The 20,599-nt window shown below is 72.0% G+C and carries 26 protein-coding genes; 18 read left to right on the top strand and 8 right to left on the bottom strand.

Annotated features, from left to right (window positions below; all coding sequences use genetic code 11):
- Positions 1-5: 5 nt before the first annotated feature.
- Positions 6-824: a winged-helix domain-containing protein gene (locus ACGFMM_RS09075; RefSeq protein ID WP_393644597.1), complete on the bottom strand. Its 819-nt coding sequence runs from the start codon at positions 822-824 to the stop codon at positions 6-8.
- Positions 825-1,090: 266 nt separating this feature from the next.
- Between ACGFMM_RS09075 and ACGFMM_RS09070 the strand changes: the two genes are divergently transcribed.
- From ACGFMM_RS09070 to ACGFMM_RS09035, 8 genes are all read left to right on the top strand, one after another.
- On the top strand, positions 1,091-1,876 hold the full coding sequence (locus ACGFMM_RS09070; RefSeq protein WP_393644595.1) for an alpha/beta hydrolase family protein: 786 nt from the start codon (positions 1,091-1,093) through the stop codon (positions 1,874-1,876).
- A 45-nt stretch (positions 1,877-1,921) separates the two neighbouring features.
- Positions 1,922-2,176 carry a MoaD/ThiS family protein gene (locus tag ACGFMM_RS09065; RefSeq protein ID WP_393644594.1) on the top strand — a complete coding sequence of 85 codons (255 nt, stop codon included), beginning with the start codon at positions 1,922-1,924 and terminating at the stop codon, positions 2,174-2,176.
- An 8-nt stretch (positions 2,177-2,184) separates the two neighbouring features.
- Entirely contained in the window at positions 2,185-3,339 is a 1,155-nt protein-coding gene (locus tag ACGFMM_RS09060) for a hypothetical protein (RefSeq protein ID WP_393644592.1), read from the top strand.
- 99 nt (positions 3,340-3,438) lie between these two features.
- The gene (locus ACGFMM_RS09055) at positions 3,439-4,134 is read left to right on the top strand and encodes a DUF2993 domain-containing protein (protein ID WP_393644590.1); all 696 of its coding nucleotides are present in this window, start codon (positions 3,439-3,441) and stop codon (positions 4,132-4,134) included.
- A 186-nt stretch (positions 4,135-4,320) separates the two neighbouring features.
- Positions 4,321-4,401, top strand: a complete 81-nt coding sequence (locus ACGFMM_RS09050; RefSeq protein WP_352021666.1) for an Ms5788A family Cys-rich leader peptide — start codon at positions 4,321-4,323, stop codon at positions 4,399-4,401.
- A 144-nt stretch (positions 4,402-4,545) separates the two neighbouring features.
- Positions 4,546-5,385, top strand: a complete 840-nt coding sequence (locus tag ACGFMM_RS09045) for a sulfurtransferase (protein WP_393644588.1) — start codon at positions 4,546-4,548, stop codon at positions 5,383-5,385.
- A gap of 28 nt (positions 5,386-5,413) precedes the next feature.
- Positions 5,414-5,704, top strand: a complete 291-nt coding sequence (locus ACGFMM_RS09040; protein ID WP_393644586.1) for a DUF1416 domain-containing protein — start codon at positions 5,414-5,416, stop codon at positions 5,702-5,704.
- 122 nt (positions 5,705-5,826) lie between these two features.
- On the top strand, positions 5,827-6,090 hold the full coding sequence (locus ACGFMM_RS09035) for a DUF3099 domain-containing protein (protein WP_393644585.1): 264 nt from the start codon (positions 5,827-5,829) through the stop codon (positions 6,088-6,090).
- Between the two features lie 35 nt (positions 6,091-6,125).
- On the opposite strand, the gene ACGFMM_RS09030 is transcribed toward ACGFMM_RS09035, so the two are convergent.
- Positions 6,126-6,488 carry a DsrE family protein gene (locus ACGFMM_RS09030; RefSeq protein WP_393644583.1) on the bottom strand — a complete coding sequence of 121 codons (363 nt, stop codon included), beginning with the start codon at positions 6,486-6,488 and terminating at the stop codon, positions 6,126-6,128.
- 105 nt (positions 6,489-6,593) lie between these two features.
- Between ACGFMM_RS09030 and ACGFMM_RS09025 the strand changes: the two genes are divergently transcribed.
- The 6 genes from ACGFMM_RS09025 (at position 6,594) to ACGFMM_RS09000 (ending at position 11,479) form a co-directional block, all read left to right on the top strand.
- The gene (locus ACGFMM_RS09025) at positions 6,594-7,328 is read left to right on the top strand and encodes a hypothetical protein (protein WP_393644582.1); all 735 of its coding nucleotides are present in this window, start codon (positions 6,594-6,596) and stop codon (positions 7,326-7,328) included.
- A 17-nt stretch (positions 7,329-7,345) separates the two neighbouring features.
- The gene (locus ACGFMM_RS09020) at positions 7,346-8,155 is read left to right on the top strand and encodes a hypothetical protein (RefSeq protein WP_393644580.1); all 810 of its coding nucleotides are present in this window, start codon (positions 7,346-7,348) and stop codon (positions 8,153-8,155) included.
- The gene (locus ACGFMM_RS09015) at positions 8,152-9,168 is read left to right on the top strand and encodes a hypothetical protein (protein WP_393644578.1); all 1,017 of its coding nucleotides are present in this window, start codon (positions 8,152-8,154) and stop codon (positions 9,166-9,168) included. Before ACGFMM_RS09020 ends, ACGFMM_RS09015 begins: the two co-directional genes overlap by 4 nt.
- A gap of 238 nt (positions 9,169-9,406) precedes the next feature.
- On the top strand, positions 9,407-9,979 hold the full coding sequence (locus ACGFMM_RS09010) for an FABP family protein (RefSeq protein ID WP_393644576.1): 573 nt from the start codon (positions 9,407-9,409) through the stop codon (positions 9,977-9,979).
- A 54-nt stretch (positions 9,980-10,033) separates the two neighbouring features.
- Positions 10,034-10,501, top strand: coding sequence for a Fur family transcriptional regulator (locus ACGFMM_RS09005; protein WP_393644574.1), 468 nt, complete (start codon positions 10,034-10,036; stop codon positions 10,499-10,501).
- A 9-nt stretch (positions 10,502-10,510) separates the two neighbouring features.
- Positions 10,511-11,479, top strand: coding sequence for a YgfZ/GcvT domain-containing protein (locus ACGFMM_RS09000; protein WP_393644573.1), 969 nt, complete (start codon positions 10,511-10,513; stop codon positions 11,477-11,479).
- Between the two features lie 7 nt (positions 11,480-11,486).
- Here ACGFMM_RS09000 and dtd read toward each other — a convergent pair whose 3' ends face one another.
- The gene (gene dtd / locus ACGFMM_RS08995) at positions 11,487-11,912 is read right to left on the bottom strand and encodes a D-aminoacyl-tRNA deacylase (RefSeq protein WP_393644571.1); all 426 of its coding nucleotides are present in this window, start codon (positions 11,910-11,912) and stop codon (positions 11,487-11,489) included.
- Between the two features lie 118 nt (positions 11,913-12,030).
- Between dtd and ACGFMM_RS08990 the strand changes: the two genes are divergently transcribed.
- The gene (locus ACGFMM_RS08990) at positions 12,031-12,630 is read left to right on the top strand and encodes an ABC transporter substrate-binding protein (protein ID WP_393644570.1); all 600 of its coding nucleotides are present in this window, start codon (positions 12,031-12,033) and stop codon (positions 12,628-12,630) included.
- Positions 12,631-12,683: 53 nt separating this feature from the next.
- Here ACGFMM_RS08990 and ACGFMM_RS08985 read toward each other — a convergent pair whose 3' ends face one another.
- Together ACGFMM_RS08985 and ACGFMM_RS08980 are read right to left on the bottom strand one after the other, a co-directional pair.
- Entirely contained in the window at positions 12,684-13,427 is a 744-nt protein-coding gene (locus ACGFMM_RS08985; RefSeq protein WP_393644568.1) for an ABC transporter permease, read from the bottom strand.
- The gene (locus ACGFMM_RS08980; RefSeq protein WP_393644566.1) at positions 13,420-14,358 is read right to left on the bottom strand and encodes an ATP-binding cassette domain-containing protein; all 939 of its coding nucleotides are present in this window, start codon (positions 14,356-14,358) and stop codon (positions 13,420-13,422) included. Before ACGFMM_RS08980 ends, ACGFMM_RS08985 begins: the two co-directional genes overlap by 8 nt.
- A gap of 116 nt (positions 14,359-14,474) precedes the next feature.
- Between ACGFMM_RS08980 and ACGFMM_RS08975 the strand changes: the two genes are divergently transcribed.
- Entirely contained in the window at positions 14,475-15,263 is a 789-nt protein-coding gene (locus ACGFMM_RS08975; protein ID WP_393644564.1) for a TetR/AcrR family transcriptional regulator, read from the top strand.
- A gap of 38 nt (positions 15,264-15,301) precedes the next feature.
- Here ACGFMM_RS08975 and ACGFMM_RS08970 read toward each other — a convergent pair whose 3' ends face one another.
- Entirely contained in the window at positions 15,302-16,186 is an 885-nt protein-coding gene (locus ACGFMM_RS08970) for a LysR family transcriptional regulator (RefSeq protein ID WP_393644562.1), read from the bottom strand.
- A gap of 71 nt (positions 16,187-16,257) precedes the next feature.
- Here ACGFMM_RS08970 and ACGFMM_RS08965 point away from each other — a divergent pair, with 71 nt between their 5' ends.
- Both ACGFMM_RS08965 and ACGFMM_RS08960 read left to right on the top strand, forming a co-directional pair.
- Entirely contained in the window at positions 16,258-17,151 is an 894-nt protein-coding gene (locus tag ACGFMM_RS08965) for a DMT family transporter (protein WP_393644560.1), read from the top strand.
- A 20-nt stretch (positions 17,152-17,171) separates the two neighbouring features.
- Positions 17,172-18,551, top strand: a complete 1,380-nt coding sequence (locus ACGFMM_RS08960) for a B12-binding domain-containing radical SAM protein (protein ID WP_393644558.1) — start codon at positions 17,172-17,174, stop codon at positions 18,549-18,551.
- On the opposite strand, the gene ACGFMM_RS08955 is transcribed toward ACGFMM_RS08960, so the two are convergent.
- Entirely contained in the window at positions 18,548-19,999 is a 1,452-nt protein-coding gene (locus ACGFMM_RS08955; protein WP_393644556.1) for an MFS transporter, read from the bottom strand. The genes ACGFMM_RS08960 and ACGFMM_RS08955 overlap by 4 nt on opposite strands.
- Before the next feature lie 80 nt (positions 20,000-20,079).
- The gene (locus ACGFMM_RS08950) at positions 20,080-20,565 is read right to left on the bottom strand and encodes a MarR family winged helix-turn-helix transcriptional regulator (protein ID WP_393644554.1); all 486 of its coding nucleotides are present in this window, start codon (positions 20,563-20,565) and stop codon (positions 20,080-20,082) included.
- Between the last annotated feature and the right edge of the window lie 34 nt (positions 20,566-20,599).

Genomic DNA, 20,599 nt, shown 5'->3' with positions numbered 1-20,599 from the left:
GGGACTCACCTCTTGGCAGGTCGGGCTGTGGCATCCACCACGTCCCTGTCCCCCGCGGGGGTGGCGTCGGGCGCGCCGTCCTTGACGCCGGCGTCCCGCTCGGCCCGGGTTCCGGCCGACTTCGCCCGGGCCTCCTCGGCCGCGCGCTCCACCTTCTCGGGCGTGACGAAGCGGTAGCCGACGTTGCGCACGGTGCCGATCAGCGACTCGTGCTCGGGGCCCAGTTTGGCCCGCAGCCGCCGTACGTGGACGTCGACCGTCCGGGTGCCGCCGAAGTAGTCGTAGCCCCAGACCTCCTGCAGCAGCTGGGCCCGGGTGAAGACCCGGCCCGGGTGCTGCGCGAGGTACTTGAGCAGCTCGAACTCCTTGAAGGTCAGGTCCAGGACCCGGCCCTTCAGCTTGGCGCTGTACGTGGCCTCGTCGACCGACAGGTCGCCGTTGCGGATCTCCATGGGGGAGTCGTCGGCGGTGATCTGCTGGCGGCCCATGGCCAGCCGCAGCCGCGCCTCGACCTCCGCCGGGCCGGCGGTGTCGAGCAGGACGTCGTCGATGCCCCAGTCGGCGGTGACGGCCGCCAGGCCGCCCTCGGTGACGACGAGGATCAGCGGACAGCCGGGGCCGGTGGAGCGCAGCAGCTGGCAGAGCGAGCGGACCTGCGGCAGGTCGCGGCGGCCGTCGACGAGGATCACGTCCGCGCCGGGGGTGTCCACCAGCGCCGGGCCCTCCGCGGGGGCCACACGTACGTTGTGCAGCAGCAGGCCGAGGGCCGGCAGCACTTCGGTGGACGGCTGGAGGGCGTTGGTCAGAAGCAGCAGAGAACTCATCGCACGCCCCCTGTCCGGGTCGTCGTCGGTCGGTCCTGTCGGTCCTGCACGGTTCGCTCGCCCATAACGTCGGTTCCTCCTCGGTCCCTGCGAGGACGTTGCGGCACTGCTTCGTACTCACTTGCGGCTCTCGCGCCCTGAGAGCTTTCGTTCACCTGCTCGTAACAACGGCGGCAAAACACAAAAGGACCCGGTGGCTGCGTCGCCCGGATCCTCTGCCGAGCAGAATAGCCCAGAAGAGTTCCGAGGCAGAGGGTCGATTTCACATGGTGGATGTTTCCTCGATCACGTACGGCCCTCGTCGCGCCACCTTGACGACGGACGACGGTGTCCGAATCGAGGCGGTTTACGAGCCGGGTACGGCAAGTGTCACCGATTCCGCGCGGACCGCCATCGTGGTGGCGCACGGCTTCACCGGCTCGGCCCACCGGCCCGCGGTGCGCCGGGTCGCCGGGGTCCTGGCGCGGGACGCGGCCGTCGTCACCTTCTCCTTCCGCGGCCACGGCGGGTCCGGCGGCCGTTCCACCGTCGGGGACCGCGAGGTGCTCGACCTCTCCGCGGCCGTCCGCTGGGCGCGTGAGCTCGGTCACGAGCGGGTGGTCACGGTCGGGTTCTCCATGGGCGGCTCCGTCGTACTCCGGCACGCCGCACTGGAAAGGGGGCGCACGGAAGCACGCACCGATGCCGTGTGCGCCGTGAGTGCTCCCGCGCGCTGGTACTACCGGGGCACGCCCCCGATGCGCCGGGTCCACTGGGTGATCACCCGCCCGGTCGGCCGGTTCGTCGGCCGCTACGGGCTCGGCACCCGCATCCACCACGAGGAGTGGAACCCGGTGCCGCTCTCGCCGGTCGAGGCGGTGCCGCTGATCGCGCCGACGCCGCTGCTGATCGTGCACGGCGACCGCGACCCGTACTTCCCGCTCGACCACCCGCGCATGCTCGCGGCCGCCGGGCCGGCCGAGCTGTGGGTGGAGCGCGGCATGGGCCACGCGGAGAACGCGGCGGAGGAGGACCTGCTCGCCCGCCTGGGCGACTGGCTCACCCGCGCATAGACCATCATGGGGAGCGGCGCGCACACGAACGAAGGGAGCGCCGCTATGGCAGCGGGAACCATCCGCTACTGGGCCGCGGCCAAGGCCGCCGCGGGCCTCGCCGAGGAGCCGTACGCGGCCGAGACCCTGGCCGAGGCGCTGGACGCCGCCCGCGCGCAGCACCCGGGCGAACTGGTCCGCGTCCTGCAGCGCTGCTCGTTCCTCGTCGACGGCGATCCCGTCGGGACCCGCGCGCATGAGACCGTACGGCTGGCCGAGGGCGGCACGGTCGAGGTGCTCCCGCCGTTCGCAGGAGGGTGAACCCCGACATGAGCAGTGACCAGCAGTACGCGTACGGCGAGCAGCCGTACGACCCGTACGCGCAGCAGCAGGGGTACGGGCAGCAGCCGGCGTACGGCGAGCAGCAGTACGCCGAGCAGCCGGGGTACCCGCAGCAGCAGCAGCCGTACGGCGGCGGGCAGCACGCGGACCCGGGCGCGACCCAGACCTGGCAGGGCCAGACCTGGGACACCCAGTACCAGCCCACCGTCGCCCCGGCGGCCGCGCCCGCCCCCTCCGCCGCCGAGACCGCGTACCTCCCGCAGCAGCCCGCCGTGCCGCTGCCGCCGGAGACCCCCACCGCGTACCAGGAGCCGGCCGTCGCCGCCCCCGAGTCCGAGTCCGGGCCCGCGTACTCGTCGCCCACCACCTCCGGGAACACCCGGATCACCGACGCCCAGCGCGCCCGCGCCGAGGGCCGCTCGCCGATCATCGACCCGGGCATCCAGCCCGCCGGGCTGACCGCCGTCCTCGGTGTCCTGCTCGCCGCCGGCGCGGCCTTCGGCGAGTACGCGCTCCTCGTCCCGCTGGTCCTGCTCCAGGCCGTCACCGCCGCCGGTTGGTTCCGGCTCAACGGCATGTGGCCGGCCCGGCAGGGCATCGCGCTCGCCTTCGCCGGCGGCGTCACCGCCGACGTGGCGCTGCTCGCGGCCGGCCGGGACCACGCGCCCGCCGCGATCCTCGGCACGCTCGGCGTCTGGGTGCTGCTCACCCTCGTCCTGCAGCTGCGCAGCCACGCGGACCCGGACGAGCGGATGTACGGACTGACGGCCACCGTCGCCTCGGCCGCCCTGGCGATCCTGGCCGCCGGCCACCTCGGCGCGGACCCGGACGCGGTCGTCGTCGGCGGGCTCGCCGTGGCCGCCGCCACCGTGGCGCGGGCGCTGCCGCTGCCCGGCCCGGCCTCCGTGGCCGCCGCGCTGTTCGCCGCCGCGGGCGCGGGCATCGCGGCGGGCGGGTTCACCGGCTTCGACACGGCCGGCGCGGCGGGTCTGGGCCTGGGCGCGGGCGTCTGCGCGCTGATCGGCCTGCGGGTCGCCGCCTACGACTACCCGTCCCGCTTCGTGCACATGACCGCCGGCGTCGCGCTGCCCCTGACGCTGGCCGCGCCCGCCGTCTACCTGCTGGGACGCGCCCTGGGGTGAGCCCCGCGGAACCATCCGGCCCCCTGACTCGTCGATCTCGTGGATGGACATGTCAGGGGGCCGGACCTTTTTCGGGCAGGAAGCGGGGGACTGCGGGGCATGCGGGCACTGCGTGTGGGGTTGATCGTCGCCGTACTGCTGGGCGGGGCGCTGGCCGGTGTCGACCGGATCGCGGTCGGGTACGCGGAGTCCGAGGCGGCCGACCGGATCATGCTCGGGGACGCCCGCGCGGGCTCGACCGAGGTGGACATCAAGGGCTTCCCCTTCCTCACCCAGGTCGCCGGCCGGAGCTTCGACGAGGTCGACGTGGTGGTCGGCGGGGCGCAGACGCAGGCCGGGAAGAAGCGGGTCCGGCTGAGCGAGCTGTCCCTGTCCCTGAAGGACGTCACCGTGGACGCGGACTGGCGGGGCGCGCGGGCGGGCCGGGTGAGCGGCACCGCCCTGGTCTCGTACGCGGACCTCACCGCGGCGGCGGAGAGCAATGTGGCGGTGGCGTACGGGGGCGACGGCAAGGTGAAGGTCACCGGCACGTTCAAGCTGCCGCTGATCGGGCGGACGATGACGCGGAGCGTCGTGTCCAGCGTGACCCTGGTGGACGGGAAGACGGTCCGGGTGCGGGCCGACGAGGTGCCCGGCGAGGGCATCCCGGGCCTTGAGGAGCTGGTCCGTGCGCGGACGGACTTCGACCGGAGTGTGGGCGCGCTGCCGCCGGGCATGAAGCTGGAGCGGATCGAGGCGCGCGAGGACGGCGTGGCGATCGCGGTGTCGGGGACGAATGTGGCCCTGACGGGGTGAAACGGCCACGTTGGCCGAATACTGAGACGAGCGTGTCCGACCTGTAGAAACGCCGGAGGGGCAGGGGCGCGGAAGCCGCCCCGAATCGGACCCCGAGGGTGATCCGATCCCACATCCCGGACGATCGCGTCTCAAAATACGACACACCGGTGACATGGCCGCCTGTCCGTCCCTACGATCGGACCCATGAAGCGACAGGCGGAACTCACGAAGCGGCGGGCAGTAGACCTGTGCCGCGTCGCCGCCATGCTCTGTCGCTCCGTCTGAGCGGGACGCCCGTCTCCCGTATTCCCCCAGGCCCCACGACCGCACGGATCGGGGCCGCCCCCGTGTAGCCCGTACGCACGCGATGACGCGTACCCGCACCACTCCTGCACGCCACCCGCCGCACACTGCCCCGGAGGAATCAGCATGGCTCGCACCGACGTCCTGGTCGACGCCGACTGGGTCGAGGCCAACCTCGACAACCCGCAGGTCGCCGTCGTCGAGGTCGACGAGGACACCTCGGCCTACGACAAGAACCACATCCGCAACGCCATCCGCATCGACTGGACCAAGGACCTGCAGGACCCGGTCCGCCGCGACTTCGTCGACCAGGAGGGCTTCGAGAAGCTCCTGTCGGCCAAGGGCATCGCGAACGACACCACGGTCGTCCTCTACGGCGGCAACAACAACTGGTTCGCCTCCTACGCGTACTGGTACTTCAAGCTCTACGGCCACCAGGACGTGAAGCTCCTCGACGGCGGCCGCAAGAAGTGGGAGCTCGACTCCCGCGACCTGGTCTCCGAGGTCCCGAACCGCCCGGCCACCGCGTACAAGGCCCAGGCCCAGGACGCCTCGATCCGCGCCTTCCGCGACGACGTCGTGTCCGCGATCGGCGCCCAGAACCTCGTCGACGTCCGCTCGCCCGACGAGTTCTCCGGCAAGCTGCTCGCCCCGGCCCACCTGCCGCAGGAGCAGTCGCAGCGCCCCGGCCACGTGCCGAGCGCCCGCAACATCCCGTGGTCCAAGAACGCCAACGACGACGGCACCTTCAAGTCGGACGACGAGCTCAAGGCCCTCTACGAGGCCGAGCAGGTCGACCTGGCGAAGGACACCATCGCCTACTGCCGCATCGGTGAGCGCTCCGCGCTGACCTGGTTCGTGCTGCACGAGCTGCTCGAGGTCCCGAACGTCAAGAACTACGACGGCTCGTGGACCGAGTACGGCTCCCTCGTCGGCGTGCCGATCGAGCTCGGCGCGAACAAGTAAGCCCCTCACCAGGACAGGACTGAAGAACATGTGTGGAGCACCGATCGGCGGCCCCGACGTCAGCACGCTGAAGCCGGGTGAGACGGCCATCCAGGGCCAGATCACCAAGGACGGCGAGCCCGTGTCCGGCTACGTCCGCCTCCTCGACAGCACCGGCGAGTTCACCGCCGAGGTCCCGACCTCGGCCACCGGCCAGTTCCGCTTCTACGCGGCCACCGGCGAGTGGACCCTCCGCGCCCTGGTCCCCGGCTCCCAGGCCGACCAGAAGGTCGTCGTGACGGAGACCGGCAGCCTGACGGACGTGGCGATCGCCGTCTGACGCAGGACGACCGAAGACGGCCGGAGGGCCGTGCCTCCTGGGGGGTTGGACGCCATCACCAGGACCCGAGGCACGGCCCTTCGGTCTGCCCGGGAACGGGGATACGGGCCTACGCTGGAGGTATGTACGCACGGCGGAGGCGTGTCTACTTCTGGATGATGGGCGTCTGCCTGGCCCTGTTCGTGGGCGCCTGGGCCGTCGTGCGGCTCTGGTCCATGCCGGTCGCCATCGGCATGTGCGTGGTCGCCATGCTGATCCCGCCCGTCGCGGCCATGATCGCGAACCGGCGGGGGCCCGAGGACCGCTGGTGGGACGACCCCTCGGGCGACCCGCAGTCGGACGAATGGTGGGACGAACTCGACGGCAAGAAACGCCGGGACTCGTAGCCGGCGGGAAGCGGCGGCCGGGAGCGACGCCGGGACTAGTAGACGAGGGCCTGGGTCTCGTCGGCCGTCGCCTCCTGGACGAAGACCTGCGCGCCGGCGATGCGGACGCCGTTCAGGACGTCCTTCTCGGTGATCTCGCGACGGGCCGCGCACTGCGTGCACAGCGTGATCCGGCCGCCCGCGAGGATCGACTCGATCAGGTCCGGGAGCGGTGCGGCGTGCGGGAGTTCGAACTCGGCCGCCTTGTCCGGCAGCGCGAACCACGACGACTCGCCGGTCAGCCAGAGCGAGACCTCCACCCCGCTGGCCACGGCCACGGCGGCCACGGTGAAGGCCTGGGAGCAGCGTTCGGGGGCGTCGGCCCCCGCGGTCACCTTGATCACGAGCTTCTTCGCCATATGCCGAACTGTAATACTCGGCGGCGCAACCCCCCGCGCCCCTAGGGTGTCGGACTTGTGCGCGGGTTACGGAATCTGCGCTTCAGGTCCTGTGGGGGGACTCTCTTGGACAGCAGTACCGGAAGGAAGCGCGGCAGAACCGCGCTGATCGTCGCCGTCGCCGCCGTGCTCGGCGTCGCCGGCGGCACCGCCGTCGGATACGGCATCCAGGCGCAGCGCGAGCCGACGCCGCTGCCCGCGCTCAGCCAGCAGGACCTGCGCCATCCCGCGCCGCTGCCCAAGGGGCACAGGGCCAAGCCGCTGAGCGCAGCGGAGGACCGCAAGGTCCGCACCGACGGCGACCTGCGCAAGCTGCTGCTGCCGCGCCCGTCGGGGGCGAAGAGCGCGGGGTTCGGGTTCGGGGACGGGTGGATGTCGGTCACCGAGTACGTCTCCGAGTTCGACCACCCGAGCGTGGCGTTCTCGTACCAGATGGACAACGAGCTCCGGCGCGTGGCGGCGGTCTCGTGGCGCACGGGCAAGTACCGGACGACCGAGATCCGGCTGGTGCAGTTCCGGTCCGGCGTCGTCCAGGGTGCGCGTGAGCACGCGCTCTCACAGCAGGGCTACATGCCCCAGGAGGACTTCGCCCGCAACGAGGGCGAACCGCTCGCCGGAACGGGCAACGGGCGGTACTACGTGTTCCCCGTGGACAAGGAGCCGGGCTACCTGGACATGTACCAGGCCCGGGCCTACGCCTACCGCGGCGACATCATGCTCGAGATCTTCATGCACGACACGAAGAAGATCTCCCCGAAGGACATCAAGTCCGTGGCCGAGCGGCAGCTGGGGCGCCTGTGAACGAGGACCGGAACACCGTGACCGACAACCCGTGGGCGGCTCCCGAGGCCCCGTCCGCCGCCCCCGCCAGGCGCAGGCTGCTGACCGTCGTCCTGCCCGCCGCGCTCGTCGTCCTCGCGCTCGGCGGCGCCGCCGCGTACACCGGCGTCACCGTCTCGCGCGCCGACCGCTCCGCGCCCACCGAGATCTGGGCCCAGACCGAGACGGACGGCACCGACAAGGACCCGGCCGCCGACCGGGCGAAGCGCGGTCGCTCGGACACCCCGCTCAGCAAGCTGCTGCTGCCGGTCCCGGACGGCTATGTCCTGGGCCCGGACGAGGAGTTGTACGGCAACGACGGCGAACTCGGCGGGAAGGAGGCCCTCGCGCTGCTGAAGCGGGAGGGCAAGGGCCTGGCCGGCAAGAAGCGCCGCGACTTCGAGAAGCGCGTCGAGCGGCTCGGCGTCCAGGGCTTCGCCGTCCGCACCTTCGCGCGCTCGCCCGCCGGCGACCTCCTGGTGAACGTGCAGGTCGTCCGCATGAAGGACAAGCGCCAGATCCGCGAGATGCACGAGCTGCGGAACGAACTGTCCGAGTTCCTGAAGCTCCCGAAGGGCCCGAAGATCAGCGGCCACAAGAACGCCGCCTGCTTCCTGATGCCGGAGCCCGAGGGCCTCGACAAGGAGGAGAAGGAGGAGGCGCTCGACGGCGTGATCTGCTCCGCGTACGACTCCGACGTCCTGGTCCTGGTCGCCGCGACGGGCCCGCGCCCGATCGACAAGAGCGAGGTGGCGGACCTGCTGAAGAAGCAGCTCGACCACATCAAGTCCCCGGGGGAGTACATATGAGCGAGCAGCAGACGGAGGCGCTGAACGAGACGAAGGACGTCTCCGAGGAGACGCCGGAGACGCCGGAGACCCCTGAGGCCTCCAAGACCTCTGAGGCGTCCGAGGCTCCTGAGGCCGCCGAGACCCCTGAGGCGCCCAAGACTCCCGAGACCCCTGCGGCCTCCGAGGCTCCCGAGACCCCTGCGGCGTCCGAGACACCCGAGACCTCCGAGACCTCCGAGGCTCCCGAGCCCGTCGCTCCTCCCGTCGCCCCCGCCCCGCCCCGTCGCACCCTCCGCGCCGTCCTCCGGTGGACCGCGGCCGTACTGGTCTTCGCCGGGCTCGGTACCGGTACCGCCATGGGGATCACCGCCATGGAGCGCACCGACGTGCCCGGGCTCGCCACCGAGAGCGACGGGCGCTGGGCGTACCCGAAGCTCAGCCTGCCGGCCCTGCCGGCGGGCGTCCCGCGGCCGTACACCGAGGGCAACGACGGTGAGATCCACCACGCCGACCTGCGCAAGCTGCTGCTGCCCGCGCCCGCCGGAGCCACGCCGGACCCGAAGCTGAACGGCGGCTGGGCCACCACGGAGCAGTACCTCGCCACGTACCCGAAGGAGTCCGCGGCGAAGCTGAGGCAGCCGCTCGCCGACTCCGCTCTGCGGCACATCGCCTCCCGCGGCTGGACCGCGCCGGACGGCACGGTCGCCCGCATCCACCTGCTCCGCTTCAACTCGGTGGCCTTCGCCGAGGCGTACAAGGACGAGGCCCTCGACACCGGCGGCAGCGAGGAGCTCGTGCCCGCCGGGGTCGAGACCTGGGAGGTCTCCGACACCCTGTCCGGCGCCATCCGCGTGCCGTTCACCTCGGAGTACGCGTACGACGAGACCGAGCCGTACGGCGCGGAGCAGACCCGTTGGGCGTACGTCCAGGCGGGTGACACGCTCGGCCTGATCGTCCTGTCCCGCAAGGGCGGGGCGCCCGAGGTGCCGTTCCAGCAGACGGTGACTCTGCAGACGCAGCTGCTGGGCTAGCGCCCCGGCCGACCCGATAGACCCACCTCACGGAGTGGGCCGGACCCCAGCCCACTAAGCTGGGGTCCGGCCCGTTCCGCCTTCACCGCTCACAAGGAGCACTCAGTGATCCTCTTCTTCGAGATTCTGCTCGTGGTGGTCGCCGTCGCCACGCTCGCGTTCGCCGGCCTTGCCGTGAAGAAGCTGTACCAGGGCCAGCGCTGAGACCGCACCACCAGAGAACCGCGAGAGCAGACTCATGATCGAGATCCCGTCCGACCTGAACCCTGAGCTCGTTCCGCTCGCCTTCCTCCTCGGTACGTGGGAGGGCGCGGGCGTGTCGGACTTCCCGGGTGCGGAGAAGTGCAACTTCGGCCAGTCGGTGACCTTCAGCCACGATGGCCGGGACTTCATCGAGTACCACTCGCACTCCTGGGTCCTCGACGGCGAGGGCAACAAGGTCCGCCCGCTGGAGAGCGAGAGCGGCTACTGGCGCGTCGACAAGGACCGCAAGATCGAGGTCGTGATGGTCCGCGACCAGGGCGTCGTCGAGATCTGGTACGGCGAGCTCGCCGACAAGAAGCCGCAGATCGACCTGGTCACGGACGCGGTCGCCCGGATCCAGGGCGCGGCCGCGTACAGCGGCGGCAAGCGGCTCTACGGCTACGTCAAGGGCGACCTGATGTGGGTCGGCGAGAAGGCGACCCCCGAGGTCGAGCTGCGCCCGTACATGTCGGCGCACCTGAAGAAGGTCGTCACTCCGGAAGAGGTCGCCGAGATGGCGCGCAACCTCCCGGACATGCCGGACGACGGCATCGCCTTCTTCAAGTAGGCGCACAGCAGGCGCACCACCGGTGTCTCCCCGCGTCCTCCTACACTGGGGGGCGTGGTGAGCACCGACTGGAAGAGCGACCTTCGGCAGCGCGGTTACCGGCTCACGCCCCAGCGCCAGCTGGTGCTGGAGGCCGTGGACGCGCTGGAGCACGCGACGCCCGACGACATCCTGGTCGAGGTCCGCAGGACGGCCTCGGGGGTGAACATCTCCACCGTGTACCGGACCCTGGAGCTCCTGGAGGAGCTGGGTCTGGTCAGCCATGCCCATCTGGGGCACGGAGCGCCGACGTACCACCTCGCCGACCGGCACCACCATCTGCATCTGGTCTGCCGGGACTGTTCCGGGGTGATCGAGGCGGATGTCCAGGTGGCCGCCGAGTTCACCGGGAAGCTGAAGGACGTCTTCGGCTTCGAGACGGACATGAAGCACTTCGCGATCTTCGGCCGCTGCAAGGACTGCGCGGCGAAGGCGGCGGCCGGGAGCGGGGACGCCGATCAGGACGCCGCCGCCGGGTCGTAGGCTTTCTCCATGAAGAGCCCACTGCTGTCCCTGCCCGGCGCCGTCCCCGCCGAAGGCCGTGACGAAGGCGTCGCCGCGCACTACGGCGAGCTGTTCCGCGAGCAGCGCGCCCTCGCCGACGGCACCGGTTTCGTCGACCTGTCGCACCGCGGCGTGATCGCCGTGACCGGAGACGACCGGCTGAGCTGGCTGCACCTGCTGCTCACCCAGCACGTCAGCGACCTCCCCGCCGGACAGGCGACCGAGGCCCTGATCCTCTCCGCGAACGGGCACATCGAGCACGCGCTCTCCCTCGTCGACGACGGCACGACGGTGTGGGCGCACGTCGAGCCGGGCACGCAGGAGGAGCTTCTCGCGTACCTGGAGTCGATGAAGTTCTTCTACCGGGTCGAGGTCGCCGACCGCACCGACGACTACGCCGTGGTCCATCTGCCGGCCGGCTCGATCGCCCCGGTGCCCGAGGGCGCGGTCGTCCGGGAGACCCCGCACGGCCGCGACCTGTTCCTGCCCCGTGCCGAGCTGGAGTCCTTCGCGGCCTCGCACGGCCCGGCCGCAGGCATCCTCGCGTACGAGGCGCTGCGGATCGAGGCGCACCGGCCGCGGCTCGGCGCGGAGACCGACCACCGGACCATCCCGCACGAGCTCGGCCTGATCGGCACCGCCGTCCATCTGCAGAAGGGCTGCTACCGGGGCCAGGAGACGGTCGCCCGGGTGCAGAACCTGGGCAAGCCGCCGCGCCGTCTGGTCTTCCTGCACCTGGACGGCAGCGAGGTCTCGCTGCCCGGCCACGGCGAGCCGGTCCGGCTGGCCGCGGACGGGGCGGAGGGCCGTCAGCTCGGTTTCGTCACCAGTTCGGGCCGGCACCACGAGCTGGGGCCGATCGCGCTGGCGCTGGTGAAGCGGAACGTGCCGGTGGACGTGCCGCTTCTCGTGGGCGAGAAGACGGCCGCCACGCAGGAGGTCGTGGTCGAGCCGTAGTCCGGCGTCAGACCTCCACGAGTACGGTGAACGGGCCCTGGTTCGTGAGCGAGACGCGCATGCTCGCCCCGAACCGGCCCGTCTCCACGTGCGCCCCCAGCGCCCGCAGCTGCGCGACCACCTCGTCGACCAGCGGCTCGGCGACGGGGCCGGGGGCGGCGGCGTTCCAGGTGGGGCGGCGGCCCTTGCGGGCGTCCCCGTAGAGGGTGAACTGCGAAATCACCAGCAAGGGCGCATTCACGTCCGAGCAGGATTTCTCGCCCTCCAGGATCCGCACGCTCCACAGTTTCCTGGCCAGCTGCGCGGCCTTCTCCGGCGTGTCGTCGTGGGTCACTCCCACCAGCACGCACAGCCCCTCGCCGACGATCTCGCCGACGGTCTCTCCTGCGACGACGACGTTCGCGCCGTCCACTCTCTGCACCACTGCTCGCATACAGACCAACCTATCTGGGGCCGAACGGGTGCAGAGCGACTGCACGTGCACATGCAGGAGTGGCACCATGCCTTCCATGCGGTGCGCCGACGCACCGGACGAGGGATGGGGTCTTGACATGAGTGCATCTGGCGCCGGGCAGACGCCGGCAGGCATCCGTCGGGCCGGTGGCGGCACGGCGGTGCGGCCTCCGATGCAGCGGTCCGGCGAGCCGGGCCCGGCGTACGCCGCCCGGCCCGAGCTGGCGGACCTGCGGCTGCCGGAGCTGCGTACGCTGCGCCGCGACGCGCAGGGCGACGAGGCGGACCTGAGCTACGTACGCAGGATGCTGCAGGGCCGGATCGACATCCTGCGGGCCGAACTGGCCCGCCGTGCCGACCCGGAGGCGCCGGCGGTGGACCGGCTGTCCGAGCTGTCGGAGATCCTCGCGGACGCGCCCTCGCAGCTGCGTACCTCGGCGCGGCACGTCACGCTGTCGACGCCGCGGGGCGAGGAGTACCGGCGGCTCGCGGCCGAGATGCTGTCCGAGGTGGAGCTGTCGGACCTGGGCGCCCGCACGGACGACGAACTGCACACCGCGATGGGCCGGCTGGCCGGGTACGAGCAGCAGGTGTCGCGGCGGCGGCAGCAGCTGCAGCGGACGGCGGACGACTGCAGCGCGGAGATCGCCCGCCGGTACCGCGAGGGCGAGGCCCAGGTCGACGACCTGTTGACCTGAGGTCCGGTACGGGACCGCTGACCTGAGGTCCGGTACGGGACTCGGTACGGGACTCAGCGCGTCCGGCGGGCGAACAGTCGGCCGGAGGCGGCGGCCGCCACCGCCAGCAGGCCCGCGGACCAGGCCAGCGCGATCCACGGCGTGGTCCCGACCGGCCGGTCGAGCAGCAGCCCGCGCAGGGACTCGATCAGCTGGGTGACGGGCTGGTGGTCGGCGAAGCCGTGCAGCCAGGACGGCATGGTCTCGATGGGCACGAACGCGCTGCTCGGGTACGGCAGGAACATCATGAAGAAGGTGAAGCCGCCGGCCGCCTCGGGTGTCCGGGCGAGCAGTCCGGCGGCGGCCGAGAGCCAGGAGATCGCCGCGATGTAGGTGACGAGCAGACCGAGCGCGGCGAGCCAGCCGAGCGGGCCGGCCTGGGGCCGGAAGCCGATGACGAAGGCGACGCCGAGGACGAGCGTGGTGGCGACGAGGTTGCGGATCAGGCTCGCGCCGACGTGGCCGCCGAGGATCGCCGCGCCGCCGAGGTCGAGGGAGCGGAACCGGTCGACGATGCCGCCCTTCATGTCGTCGCTGACGGTCACGGCGGTGCCGGCCGCGCCGAAGCCGGCGCAGAGCACGAGGACGCCGGGGACGACGTACGTCACGTACTGCGTCCCGGTCTCGATGGCGCCGCCGAAGAAGTAGACGAAGATCAGCATCAGCATGACCGGGAGCAGCAGCGACGTGATGACCGCGTCGATGTTGCGGCGGCTGATGCGCAGGCTGCGGCCGGTCAGGACGAGCGCGTCAGACATGCAGGGGCTCCTTCTCGGTGAGCGCGAGGAAGACGTCGTCGAGGGTCGCGGTGTGCAGGGAGAAGCGGGCGACGTCGGTGCGGTCCGGGTCGAGTTCGTCGAGCCGGGCGCGGGCGTGGGCGGCGGTGCCGTCGGTCGGTACGCCGAGGGTGAGGGTCGCGGGGGAGCGGTGGACGGCCCGGTCGCCGAGGCGGAGGGCGGCGCGCTCGTAGGCGCCGGCGTCGGCGAGGACGAGGTCGAGGCGGTGGCCGGCGACGCGGGCCTTGAGCTCCCGGGCGGTGCCCTCGGCGACGAGGCGGCCGGCGTCCATGACGGCGATCCGGTCGGCGAGCTGGTCGGCCTCCTCCAGGTACTGGGTGGTGAGGAAGACGGTGGCGCCGCCGTCGGCCAGGTCGCGGACGACCTGCCAGAGTTCCTGGCGGCTGCGGGGGTCGAGGCCGGTGGTGGGCTCGTCGAGGAAGACCACCTCGGCGTCGCGGACGAGTCCGGCGGCGAGGTCGAGGCGGCGGCGCATGCCGCCGGAGTAGCCGCGGACCGGGCGGCGGGCGGCGTCGGCGAGGTCGAAGCGCTCCAGGAGCGCGGCGGCGCGGCGGTGTGCGGCGGCGCGGGTCAGGCCGGAGAGCCGGGCCATCATGCGCAGGTTCTCCTCGCCGGTCTGGAGCTCGTCGACGGCGGCGAACTGGCCGGTGAGGCTGATGACGCGGCGTACGGCGGATCGTTCGGCGCGCACGTCGTGGCCGGCGACGCGGGCCTGGCCGGAGTCGGCGTCGGTGAGGGTGGCGAGGATCCGGACGGTGGTGGTCTTGCCGGCGCCGTTTGGCCCGAGCAGGGAGAACACGGTGCCCCGGTCGACGTCGAGGTCGAGCGAGTCGAGGACCTGGAGGCCGCGGTAGGCCTTGCGCAGGCCGGCGGCGTGGACGGCGGGTGGCATGGGAGTACCTCCATGACGGCATCGCAGCGTACTGCGTATGGCATACGCGCTACTGTGTAAGGGTTACGCATTACTAGGATGGCCGTCAAGAAGTCGGGCGAGGAGGCGGGCGCGCAATGGCGGACGGCGGCGGTACGGGCGCGGCGGACAGCGGGACGGGCGCGGATGGCGGAACCTTCCTGCCGCCGAGTATCGAGGCCGCCTGGGGGCTGCGGGAGCGCCCGTCGAAGGGCCCGAAGCCGGGACTGAGCCTGGACCGGATCGTGGACGCGGCCCTGGCGGTCGCCGCGGCGGAGGGCCTGGACGCGGTCTCCATGGGCCGGATCGCCAAGCACCTCGGCGTCTCGCCGATGTCCCTGTACCGCTACGTCGGGGCCAAGAGTGAGCTGTACGTCCTGATGCAGGACGCGGCGACGGGCGAACCGCCCGAGCTGTTCCCGCCCGGCGCCGGCTGGCGCGAGGCGCTGGAGCGCTGGTCCTGGGCGATGCGCGCGGTGTACCACCGCAACCTGTGGATGCTCCGCATCCCCGTCTCCGGCCCGCCCGCGACCCCGCACATGGTGGCCTGGTGGGACTGGGGCATGCGGGCGCTCGCGGACACCGAGCTCGACGAGGGCACGAAGGTCTCGGTGATCCTGCTGGTCGGCGGCTTCGTACGGAACGAGGCCCTGCTGATGGCCGACCTCGCCGCCGTCGTCGCCACCAGCGGCGAACCCCCGGAGCGCGTCCTCGCCCGCTACGGCGCCACGCTCCGCCGCCTCGCCGACCCCGACCGCTACCCGGCGGTGACCCGGATGCTGGACGCCGGCGTGATGGACGGCCCCGACGAGCCGGACCACGAGTTCCGCTTCGGCCTGGAGCGGGTCCTGGACGGGATCGCGGTCCTGGTGGAGCGGGAGAAGTAGCCGGGACGGTCCGGTGGTTCAGCCCTCCTGAAGGAGGTTCACCCTTCCCGAAGGGCGGTCAGGAGGGCGCGTACGGCGGGCAGTGCGAGCGAGGACTCCCGCACCACCGCCTGGATGGTGCGGACCGGCTCGGGGCCGCGGGTCTTGCGGACGACCACGTTCGGGTGGCGGCTGCCCAGAGCCATCAGCGGGATCAGGCTGATGCCCAGGCCCGCCGCCACGAACCCCTGCGCGGTGGCGTACTCCTCGCACTCCACCGCGAAGCCGGGCGTGAAGCCCGCCGCCGCGCACGCCCCCAGCACCGCGTCCAGGCAGGGCCCGGGACGTTCGCTGCCGACCCAGGGCTCACCGGCGAGGTCGGCGAGGTCGATCGTGCGGCGGGCGGCGAGCGGGTGGGCCTTGGGCAGGACGGCGCGGTAGGGGTCGTCCCGGAGGTGGACCAGGCGGCTTCCCGCGGCCGGGGCGGGGCCGTCGCCGGGGTGGACGACCAGCGTCACGTCCGGCTCCTCGTCGTCCGGGGCGGCCGCGCCCGACTGGCCGACGAGCCGCAGCTCGACCCGTACGTCGGGGTGTGCGGCGCGGAACCGGGCGAGGGCGGGTGCGACCAGGTCCGCGCCCGCGGTGGCGAAGTAGCGCAGCACGATCCGGCCGGTGCGGCCCGCCCGCAGATCGGCCAGCGCGGTCTCGGCCTCGGCGACCTGACGGCCGATCAGTGCGGCGTGCTCGGTGAGCAGCCGTCCGGCGGCGGTCGGGCGGACGCCGCGGCCGACCCGTTCGAGCAGCTCGACGCCCGCCTCCTTCTCCAGGGCGGCGACCTGCTGACTCACCGCGGAGGGGGTGTAGCCGAGATGGGCGGCGGCGGCCGTGACGGAGCCGCTGGTGACGACGGCCCTGAGCACCTGCATGCGTCTGACATCCAGCATGTAGCAGAGCTTAACGCTGGATGCTCGATTCTTCGCTTGTCCTGTCGAGTCGGGGCAGGGACCGTGGAGTCATGGCGTCATGGATACGGATGGGGCTCCTCGCCCTGCTCTGGGGCTCGGGCTTCCTGTGGATCAAGATCTCCCTGGACCAGGGACTCGGCCCGGTGTGGATCACCTTCGTGCGGTGTCTGCTGGGGGCGGCGTTGCTGGTGGCACTGGCCGTCGCCGCGGGGCAGTCGCTGCCGCGGGACCGGCGCACGTGGGGGCGGCTGCTGGTGGCCGCGTTCTTCTGCAACGCGCTGCCGTTCCTGCTGTTCTCGATCGGCGAGCAGACCGTGGACAGCGGCGTCGCGGGCGTTCTGAACGCCACCACTCCGCTGTGGTCGGTGCTCATCGGTCTGGGACTCGGGACGGAGCGGCGCCTCGGACCGGCCAGGCTCGGCGGACTGCTGCTCGGTTTCGCCGGAGTCCTGCTGATCTTCGCGCCGTGGAGCGCGGGCGCGGGCCTGATGAGCGCGGGCGCGCTCGCGCTGCTGGCGGCGGCGGCGAGCTACGCGGTCGCGTTCGCGTACATGGCCCGGCGGCTCACCGGCGGGGGCACCGGCCCGCTCGCGCTGTCCGCGGCGCAGCTGCTGGCGGCGACGGCCTGGTCGGCGCCGGGCCTCGCGGCGGGCGGCGGGGCGGTACGGGTGACCTGGGCGGGGGTCGCGGCGGTCGTGGTCCTCGGGGTGTTCGCGACCGGGCTGACGTTCCACCTCAACTACCGGATGATCGCGGAGGAGGGCCCGACGGCCGCGGCGACGGTGGGGTACCTGCTGCCGGTGGTGTCGGTGGCGCTGGGCGCGCTGGTGCTGGACGAGCCGCTGTCGGCGCGGGTGGTGGCGGGGATGGCGGTGGTGCTGGCGGGGGTGGCGCTGACGCGCGTACGGCGGAGCAGCGAGCGGGTGTGGGAACCGAGAGCGTAGCCGCCCGAGTCTGGGCAGGCATGCGTGTGACGATGATTCTCCCCGCTCTGACCGAGGCGACCAGCCCGCTGTTCCGGCCCATCAAGTACTCGCTGTTCCCCCCGCTCGGCCTCGCGACGCTCGCCGGCTATCTCGACCCGGACGACGAGGTGACGCTGTACGACGAGCACGTCGAACGGATCGACATCGCGTCCCTGCCGACACCCGACCTGCTGGTGCTGCAGCCGTACATCACGTCCGCGCGCCGGAGTTACGAGATAGCCGACCACTTCCGGGCGCGCGGCGTGCACGTGGCGATGGGCGGGCTGCACGTCACCTCGCTGCCCGAGGAGGCGGCGGCGCACGCGGACACGATCTTCACCGGACCGGGCGAGGACATCTGGCCGCTGTTCCTGAAGGACTTCCGGGACGGGGCGCCGCTGGGCCGGTACGACTCGAAGTCACGCACCCTCGCGGGCCTGCCGCCCGTCCGCCGAGACCTGATCAAACGTCACCTCTACCTGGTCCCGAACTCGATCGTGGTCTCGCGGGGCTGCCCGCACCACTGCGACTTCTGCTACAAGGACGCCTTCTTCGAGGGCGGCAAGTCGTTCTACACACAGGCCGTGGACGACGCGCTCGCCGAGATCGAGCGGCTCCCGGGCCGGCACCTGTACTTCCTCGACGACCATCTGCTGGGCAACCGGCGGTTCGCCGAGGCGCTGTTCGACGGGATGAAGGGGATGGGCCGGCTGTGGCAGGCGGCCGGGACGGTCAAGTCGGTCCTGGAGCCCGACCTGTTGGAGAAGGCGGCGGAGGCGGGGCTGCGGAGCCTGTTCGTCGGCTTCGAGACGGTCAACGACGCCAACCTGGCGGAGCGCCGCAAGAACCAGAACATCGGCCGGGACTACGACGCCGCCGTGCGGCGGCTGCACGACGTGGGCGTGATGGTCAACGCCAGCTTCGTCTTCGGCCTGGACCACGACGGGCCGGACGTCTTCGACCGGACGGTGGAGTGGGCGGTGGAGCAGGGCATCGAGACGGCGACCTTCCACATCATGACGCCGTATCCGTCCACCGGCCTGTGGAAGCAGATGGAGGCGGAGGACCGGATCGTGCACCGCGACTGGGACCTGTACGACACCCGCCACGTCGTCTACCGCCCGGCCGGCATGACCCCGCGCCAGCTGGAGGACGGCTACTGGCGCGCGTACCGCGACTTCTACCGCTGGCGCAACATCTGGAAGGGCGCCGCGGCCCAGCCGGGCCCCCACGAGCGCATGCGCCACCTCGCGTACGCGGGCGGCTGGAAGAAGTTCGAACCCGCCTGGGACGCCCTGATCCGCTCCAGGAGGGTCATCGGCGCGATGCCCCTCCTGGAACGAACCCTCTCCGCCTTCGGCGGCCGGGCACCGAGCTAGGCGGGGAGCTTCGGGGTCTTCGTGGTCCTCAGGACCGTCAGGGTGACGGTGAAGGCGGCGACCAGCAGGGCCGTGCCGACCGCGAAGGCGAGGTGGTAGCCGCTGGTCAGGGCCTCGGGCGCGGGGCGGCCCGCCTCCGTGAGGGACTCGGTGCGGGCGGCGGCCAGCGTGGACAGGACCGCGATGCCGAGGGCCATGCCGATCTGCTGCGTGGTGTTGAACAGGCCGGAGGCGAGGCCCGCGTCCGCCTCCTTCGCGCCGGACATGCCCAGCGAGGTCAGGGCGGGGAGCGCCAGGCCGCCGCCCGCGGCCAGCAGCATGACGGGAAGCAGGTCGGTGACGTACGAGGCGTGCACCGGGACCCGGGTCAGCAGGCCGAGGACGCCGACGAGCAGGGCGAGGCCGGCCAGGAGGACGTTGCGCTCGCCGAAGCGGGCGCCCAGGCGGGCGGAGACGCCCAGCGACACCGCGCCGATGACCGCCGCGGCAGGCAGCATCGCGAGACCGGTCTGCGAGGCGCTGTACCCGAGGACCTTCTGCAGGTAGAGCGCGACGAGGATCTGGAAGGCGAACATCGCGGCGACCGTCAGCATCTGGACCAGGTTGGCGCCGGAGACGGTGCGCGAGCGGAGGATCCGCAGCGGCATCAGCGGGTTCGCGGCCCTGGCCTGGCGGACGAGGAAGCCGGCGAGCAGAGCGAGCGCGAGGGCGCCGAGGCCGAGGGTGTGCGCCGAGCCCGCCCCGTACTCCTCGATGGTGACGACCGCGTAGATGCCGGTCATCAGGCCTGACGTGACCAGGAGCGCGCCGAGCACGTCCGCGCCGGCCTTCAGGCCGAGGCCGCGGTCGGCGGGCAGCGCGGGGAGGGCGACGAGGATCGCCGCGACGCCGATGGGCAGGTTGATGAAGAAGATCCAGTTCCAGGTGAGCGCGTCGGTGAGGACACCGCCGAGCACCTGGCCGATGGACGCGCCGGCCGCGCCGGTGAAGCTGAAGACCGCGATGGCCCTGCCCCGTTCGCGGGGCTCGGTGAAAAGCGTGACCAGGATGCCGAGGCTGACGGCGGAGGCCATCGCGCTGCCGGCGCCCTGCAGGAAGCGGGCGGCGATCAGGACGCCGGGGGACGTGGCGGCCGCGGCGAGCAGCGAGGCGACGGTGAAGACCCCGGTGCCGGCGAGGAACATCCGCTTGCGTCCGATCAGGTCACCGATCCGGCCTGCCAGCAGGAGCAGCGAGCCGAAGGCGATCAGGTACGCGTTGACGACCCAGCTGAGCCCGGTCGGGGTGAAACCCAGGTCGCTCTGGATGGCCGGCATCGCGACGGTGACGATGCTGCCGTCGAGGATCGTCATCAGCATGCCGGTGGCGAGGACGCCGAGGGCGACCCAGCGGGAACGCGCGGCTGAGGCTTCGGCCGGCGCGGGAGCGGGGGCTGCGGACGTGGTCATGACGGTCTCTCCTGTCGTCGGGAGGCAACAGGAGTGACCGTAGCAGATGGTTTTGTTGCAGACTATCTTTTACGGATCGGCTAGCTTTTCTGGCGCGCCCGCCGGGCCGCCCGGGCGCTCTCGACCGGGGTCTCCAGATGCCCGCCGACCAGCAGGTTCAGGGCCCGCACGAGCGCGGTCCGCTCCTCCTCGGGCAGTGAGCCGAGCGCGCTCCGATGCACCGCGTCGACGATCTTCTGGCTCTGCTCGGCGGCCTTCGCGCCCGCCTCCGTCACTGCGATGATCCGCGCCCGCCGGTCCGTGCTGGACGGCCGCCGCTCGGCCAGGCCGGCCTTCTCCAGGGCGTCGACGGTGACCACCATCGTCGTCTTGTCCATGTCCCCGAGCTCGGCGAGCTGCGCCTGCGTCCGCTCCTCCTCCAGGGCGTGGACGAGGACGCAGTGCATCCGGGGCGTCAGCCCGATCTCCCCGAGCCGCGCGGCCATCTGCGTGCGCAGCACGTGACTGGTGTGGTCGAGGAGGAACGACAGGTCGGGTTCGGTGCGGGTGGGCGCCATGGCTGTCATGCGTCCCAGCGTAACCAAGCGATCGATCCGTCGC

The sequence above is a fragment of the Streptomyces sp. NPDC048604 genome (assembly GCF_043199435.1).
In the GTDB taxonomy this organism is placed as follows: domain Bacteria; phylum Actinomycetota; class Actinomycetes; order Streptomycetales; family Streptomycetaceae; genus Streptomyces.
Note: the sequence above shows the minus strand (reverse complement) of the source record. Positions and strands in the feature narration are given on the sequence as shown.

Excerpts from the sequence above, each read along its gene's own strand:
- ACGFMM_RS09075 (WP_393644597.1), bottom strand. The coding sequence starts at position 824 with ATGAGTTCTCTGCTGCTTCTGACCAACGCCCTCCAGCCGTCCACCGAA.
- ACGFMM_RS09070 (WP_393644595.1), top strand. The coding sequence starts at position 1,091 with ATGGTGGATGTTTCCTCGATCACGTACGGCCCTCGTCGCGCCACCTTG.
- ACGFMM_RS09065 (WP_393644594.1), top strand. The coding sequence starts at position 1,922 with ATGGCAGCGGGAACCATCCGCTACTGGGCCGCGGCCAAGGCCGCCGCG.
- ACGFMM_RS09060 (WP_393644592.1), top strand. The coding sequence starts at position 2,185 with ATGAGCAGTGACCAGCAGTACGCGTACGGCGAGCAGCCGTACGACCCG.
- ACGFMM_RS09055 (WP_393644590.1), top strand. The coding sequence starts at position 3,439 with ATGCGGGCACTGCGTGTGGGGTTGATCGTCGCCGTACTGCTGGGCGGG.
- ACGFMM_RS09050 (WP_352021666.1), top strand. The coding sequence starts at position 4,321 with ATGAAGCGACAGGCGGAACTCACGAAGCGGCGGGCAGTAGACCTGTGC.
- ACGFMM_RS09045 (WP_393644588.1), top strand. The coding sequence starts at position 4,546 with ATGGCTCGCACCGACGTCCTGGTCGACGCCGACTGGGTCGAGGCCAAC.
- ACGFMM_RS09040 (WP_393644586.1), top strand. The coding sequence starts at position 5,414 with ATGTGTGGAGCACCGATCGGCGGCCCCGACGTCAGCACGCTGAAGCCG.
- ACGFMM_RS09035 (WP_393644585.1), top strand. The coding sequence starts at position 5,827 with ATGTACGCACGGCGGAGGCGTGTCTACTTCTGGATGATGGGCGTCTGC.
- ACGFMM_RS09030 (WP_393644583.1), bottom strand. The coding sequence starts at position 6,488 with ATGGCGAAGAAGCTCGTGATCAAGGTGACCGCGGGGGCCGACGCCCCC.
- ACGFMM_RS09015 (WP_393644578.1), top strand. The coding sequence starts at position 8,152 with ATGAGCGAGCAGCAGACGGAGGCGCTGAACGAGACGAAGGACGTCTCC.
- ACGFMM_RS09010 (WP_393644576.1), top strand. The coding sequence starts at position 9,407 with ATGATCGAGATCCCGTCCGACCTGAACCCTGAGCTCGTTCCGCTCGCC.
- ACGFMM_RS09000 (WP_393644573.1), top strand. The coding sequence starts at position 10,511 with ATGAAGAGCCCACTGCTGTCCCTGCCCGGCGCCGTCCCCGCCGAAGGC.
- dtd (WP_393644571.1), bottom strand. The coding sequence starts at position 11,912 with ATGCGAGCAGTGGTGCAGAGAGTGGACGGCGCGAACGTCGTCGTCGCA.
- ACGFMM_RS08990 (WP_393644570.1), top strand. The coding sequence starts at position 12,031 with ATGAGTGCATCTGGCGCCGGGCAGACGCCGGCAGGCATCCGTCGGGCC.
- ACGFMM_RS08985 (WP_393644568.1), bottom strand. The coding sequence starts at position 13,427 with ATGTCTGACGCGCTCGTCCTGACCGGCCGCAGCCTGCGCATCAGCCGC.
- ACGFMM_RS08980 (WP_393644566.1), bottom strand. The coding sequence starts at position 14,358 with ATGCCACCCGCCGTCCACGCCGCCGGCCTGCGCAAGGCCTACCGCGGC.
- ACGFMM_RS08975 (WP_393644564.1), top strand. The coding sequence starts at position 14,475 with ATGGCGGACGGCGGCGGTACGGGCGCGGCGGACAGCGGGACGGGCGCG.
- ACGFMM_RS08970 (WP_393644562.1), bottom strand. The coding sequence starts at position 16,186 with ATGCTGGATGTCAGACGCATGCAGGTGCTCAGGGCCGTCGTCACCAGC.
- ACGFMM_RS08965 (WP_393644560.1), top strand. The coding sequence starts at position 16,258 with ATGGCGTCATGGATACGGATGGGGCTCCTCGCCCTGCTCTGGGGCTCG.
- ACGFMM_RS08960 (WP_393644558.1), top strand. The coding sequence starts at position 17,172 with ATGCGTGTGACGATGATTCTCCCCGCTCTGACCGAGGCGACCAGCCCG.
- ACGFMM_RS08955 (WP_393644556.1), bottom strand. The coding sequence starts at position 19,999 with ATGACCACGTCCGCAGCCCCCGCTCCCGCGCCGGCCGAAGCCTCAGCC.
- ACGFMM_RS08950 (WP_393644554.1), bottom strand. The coding sequence starts at position 20,565 with ATGACAGCCATGGCGCCCACCCGCACCGAACCCGACCTGTCGTTCCTC.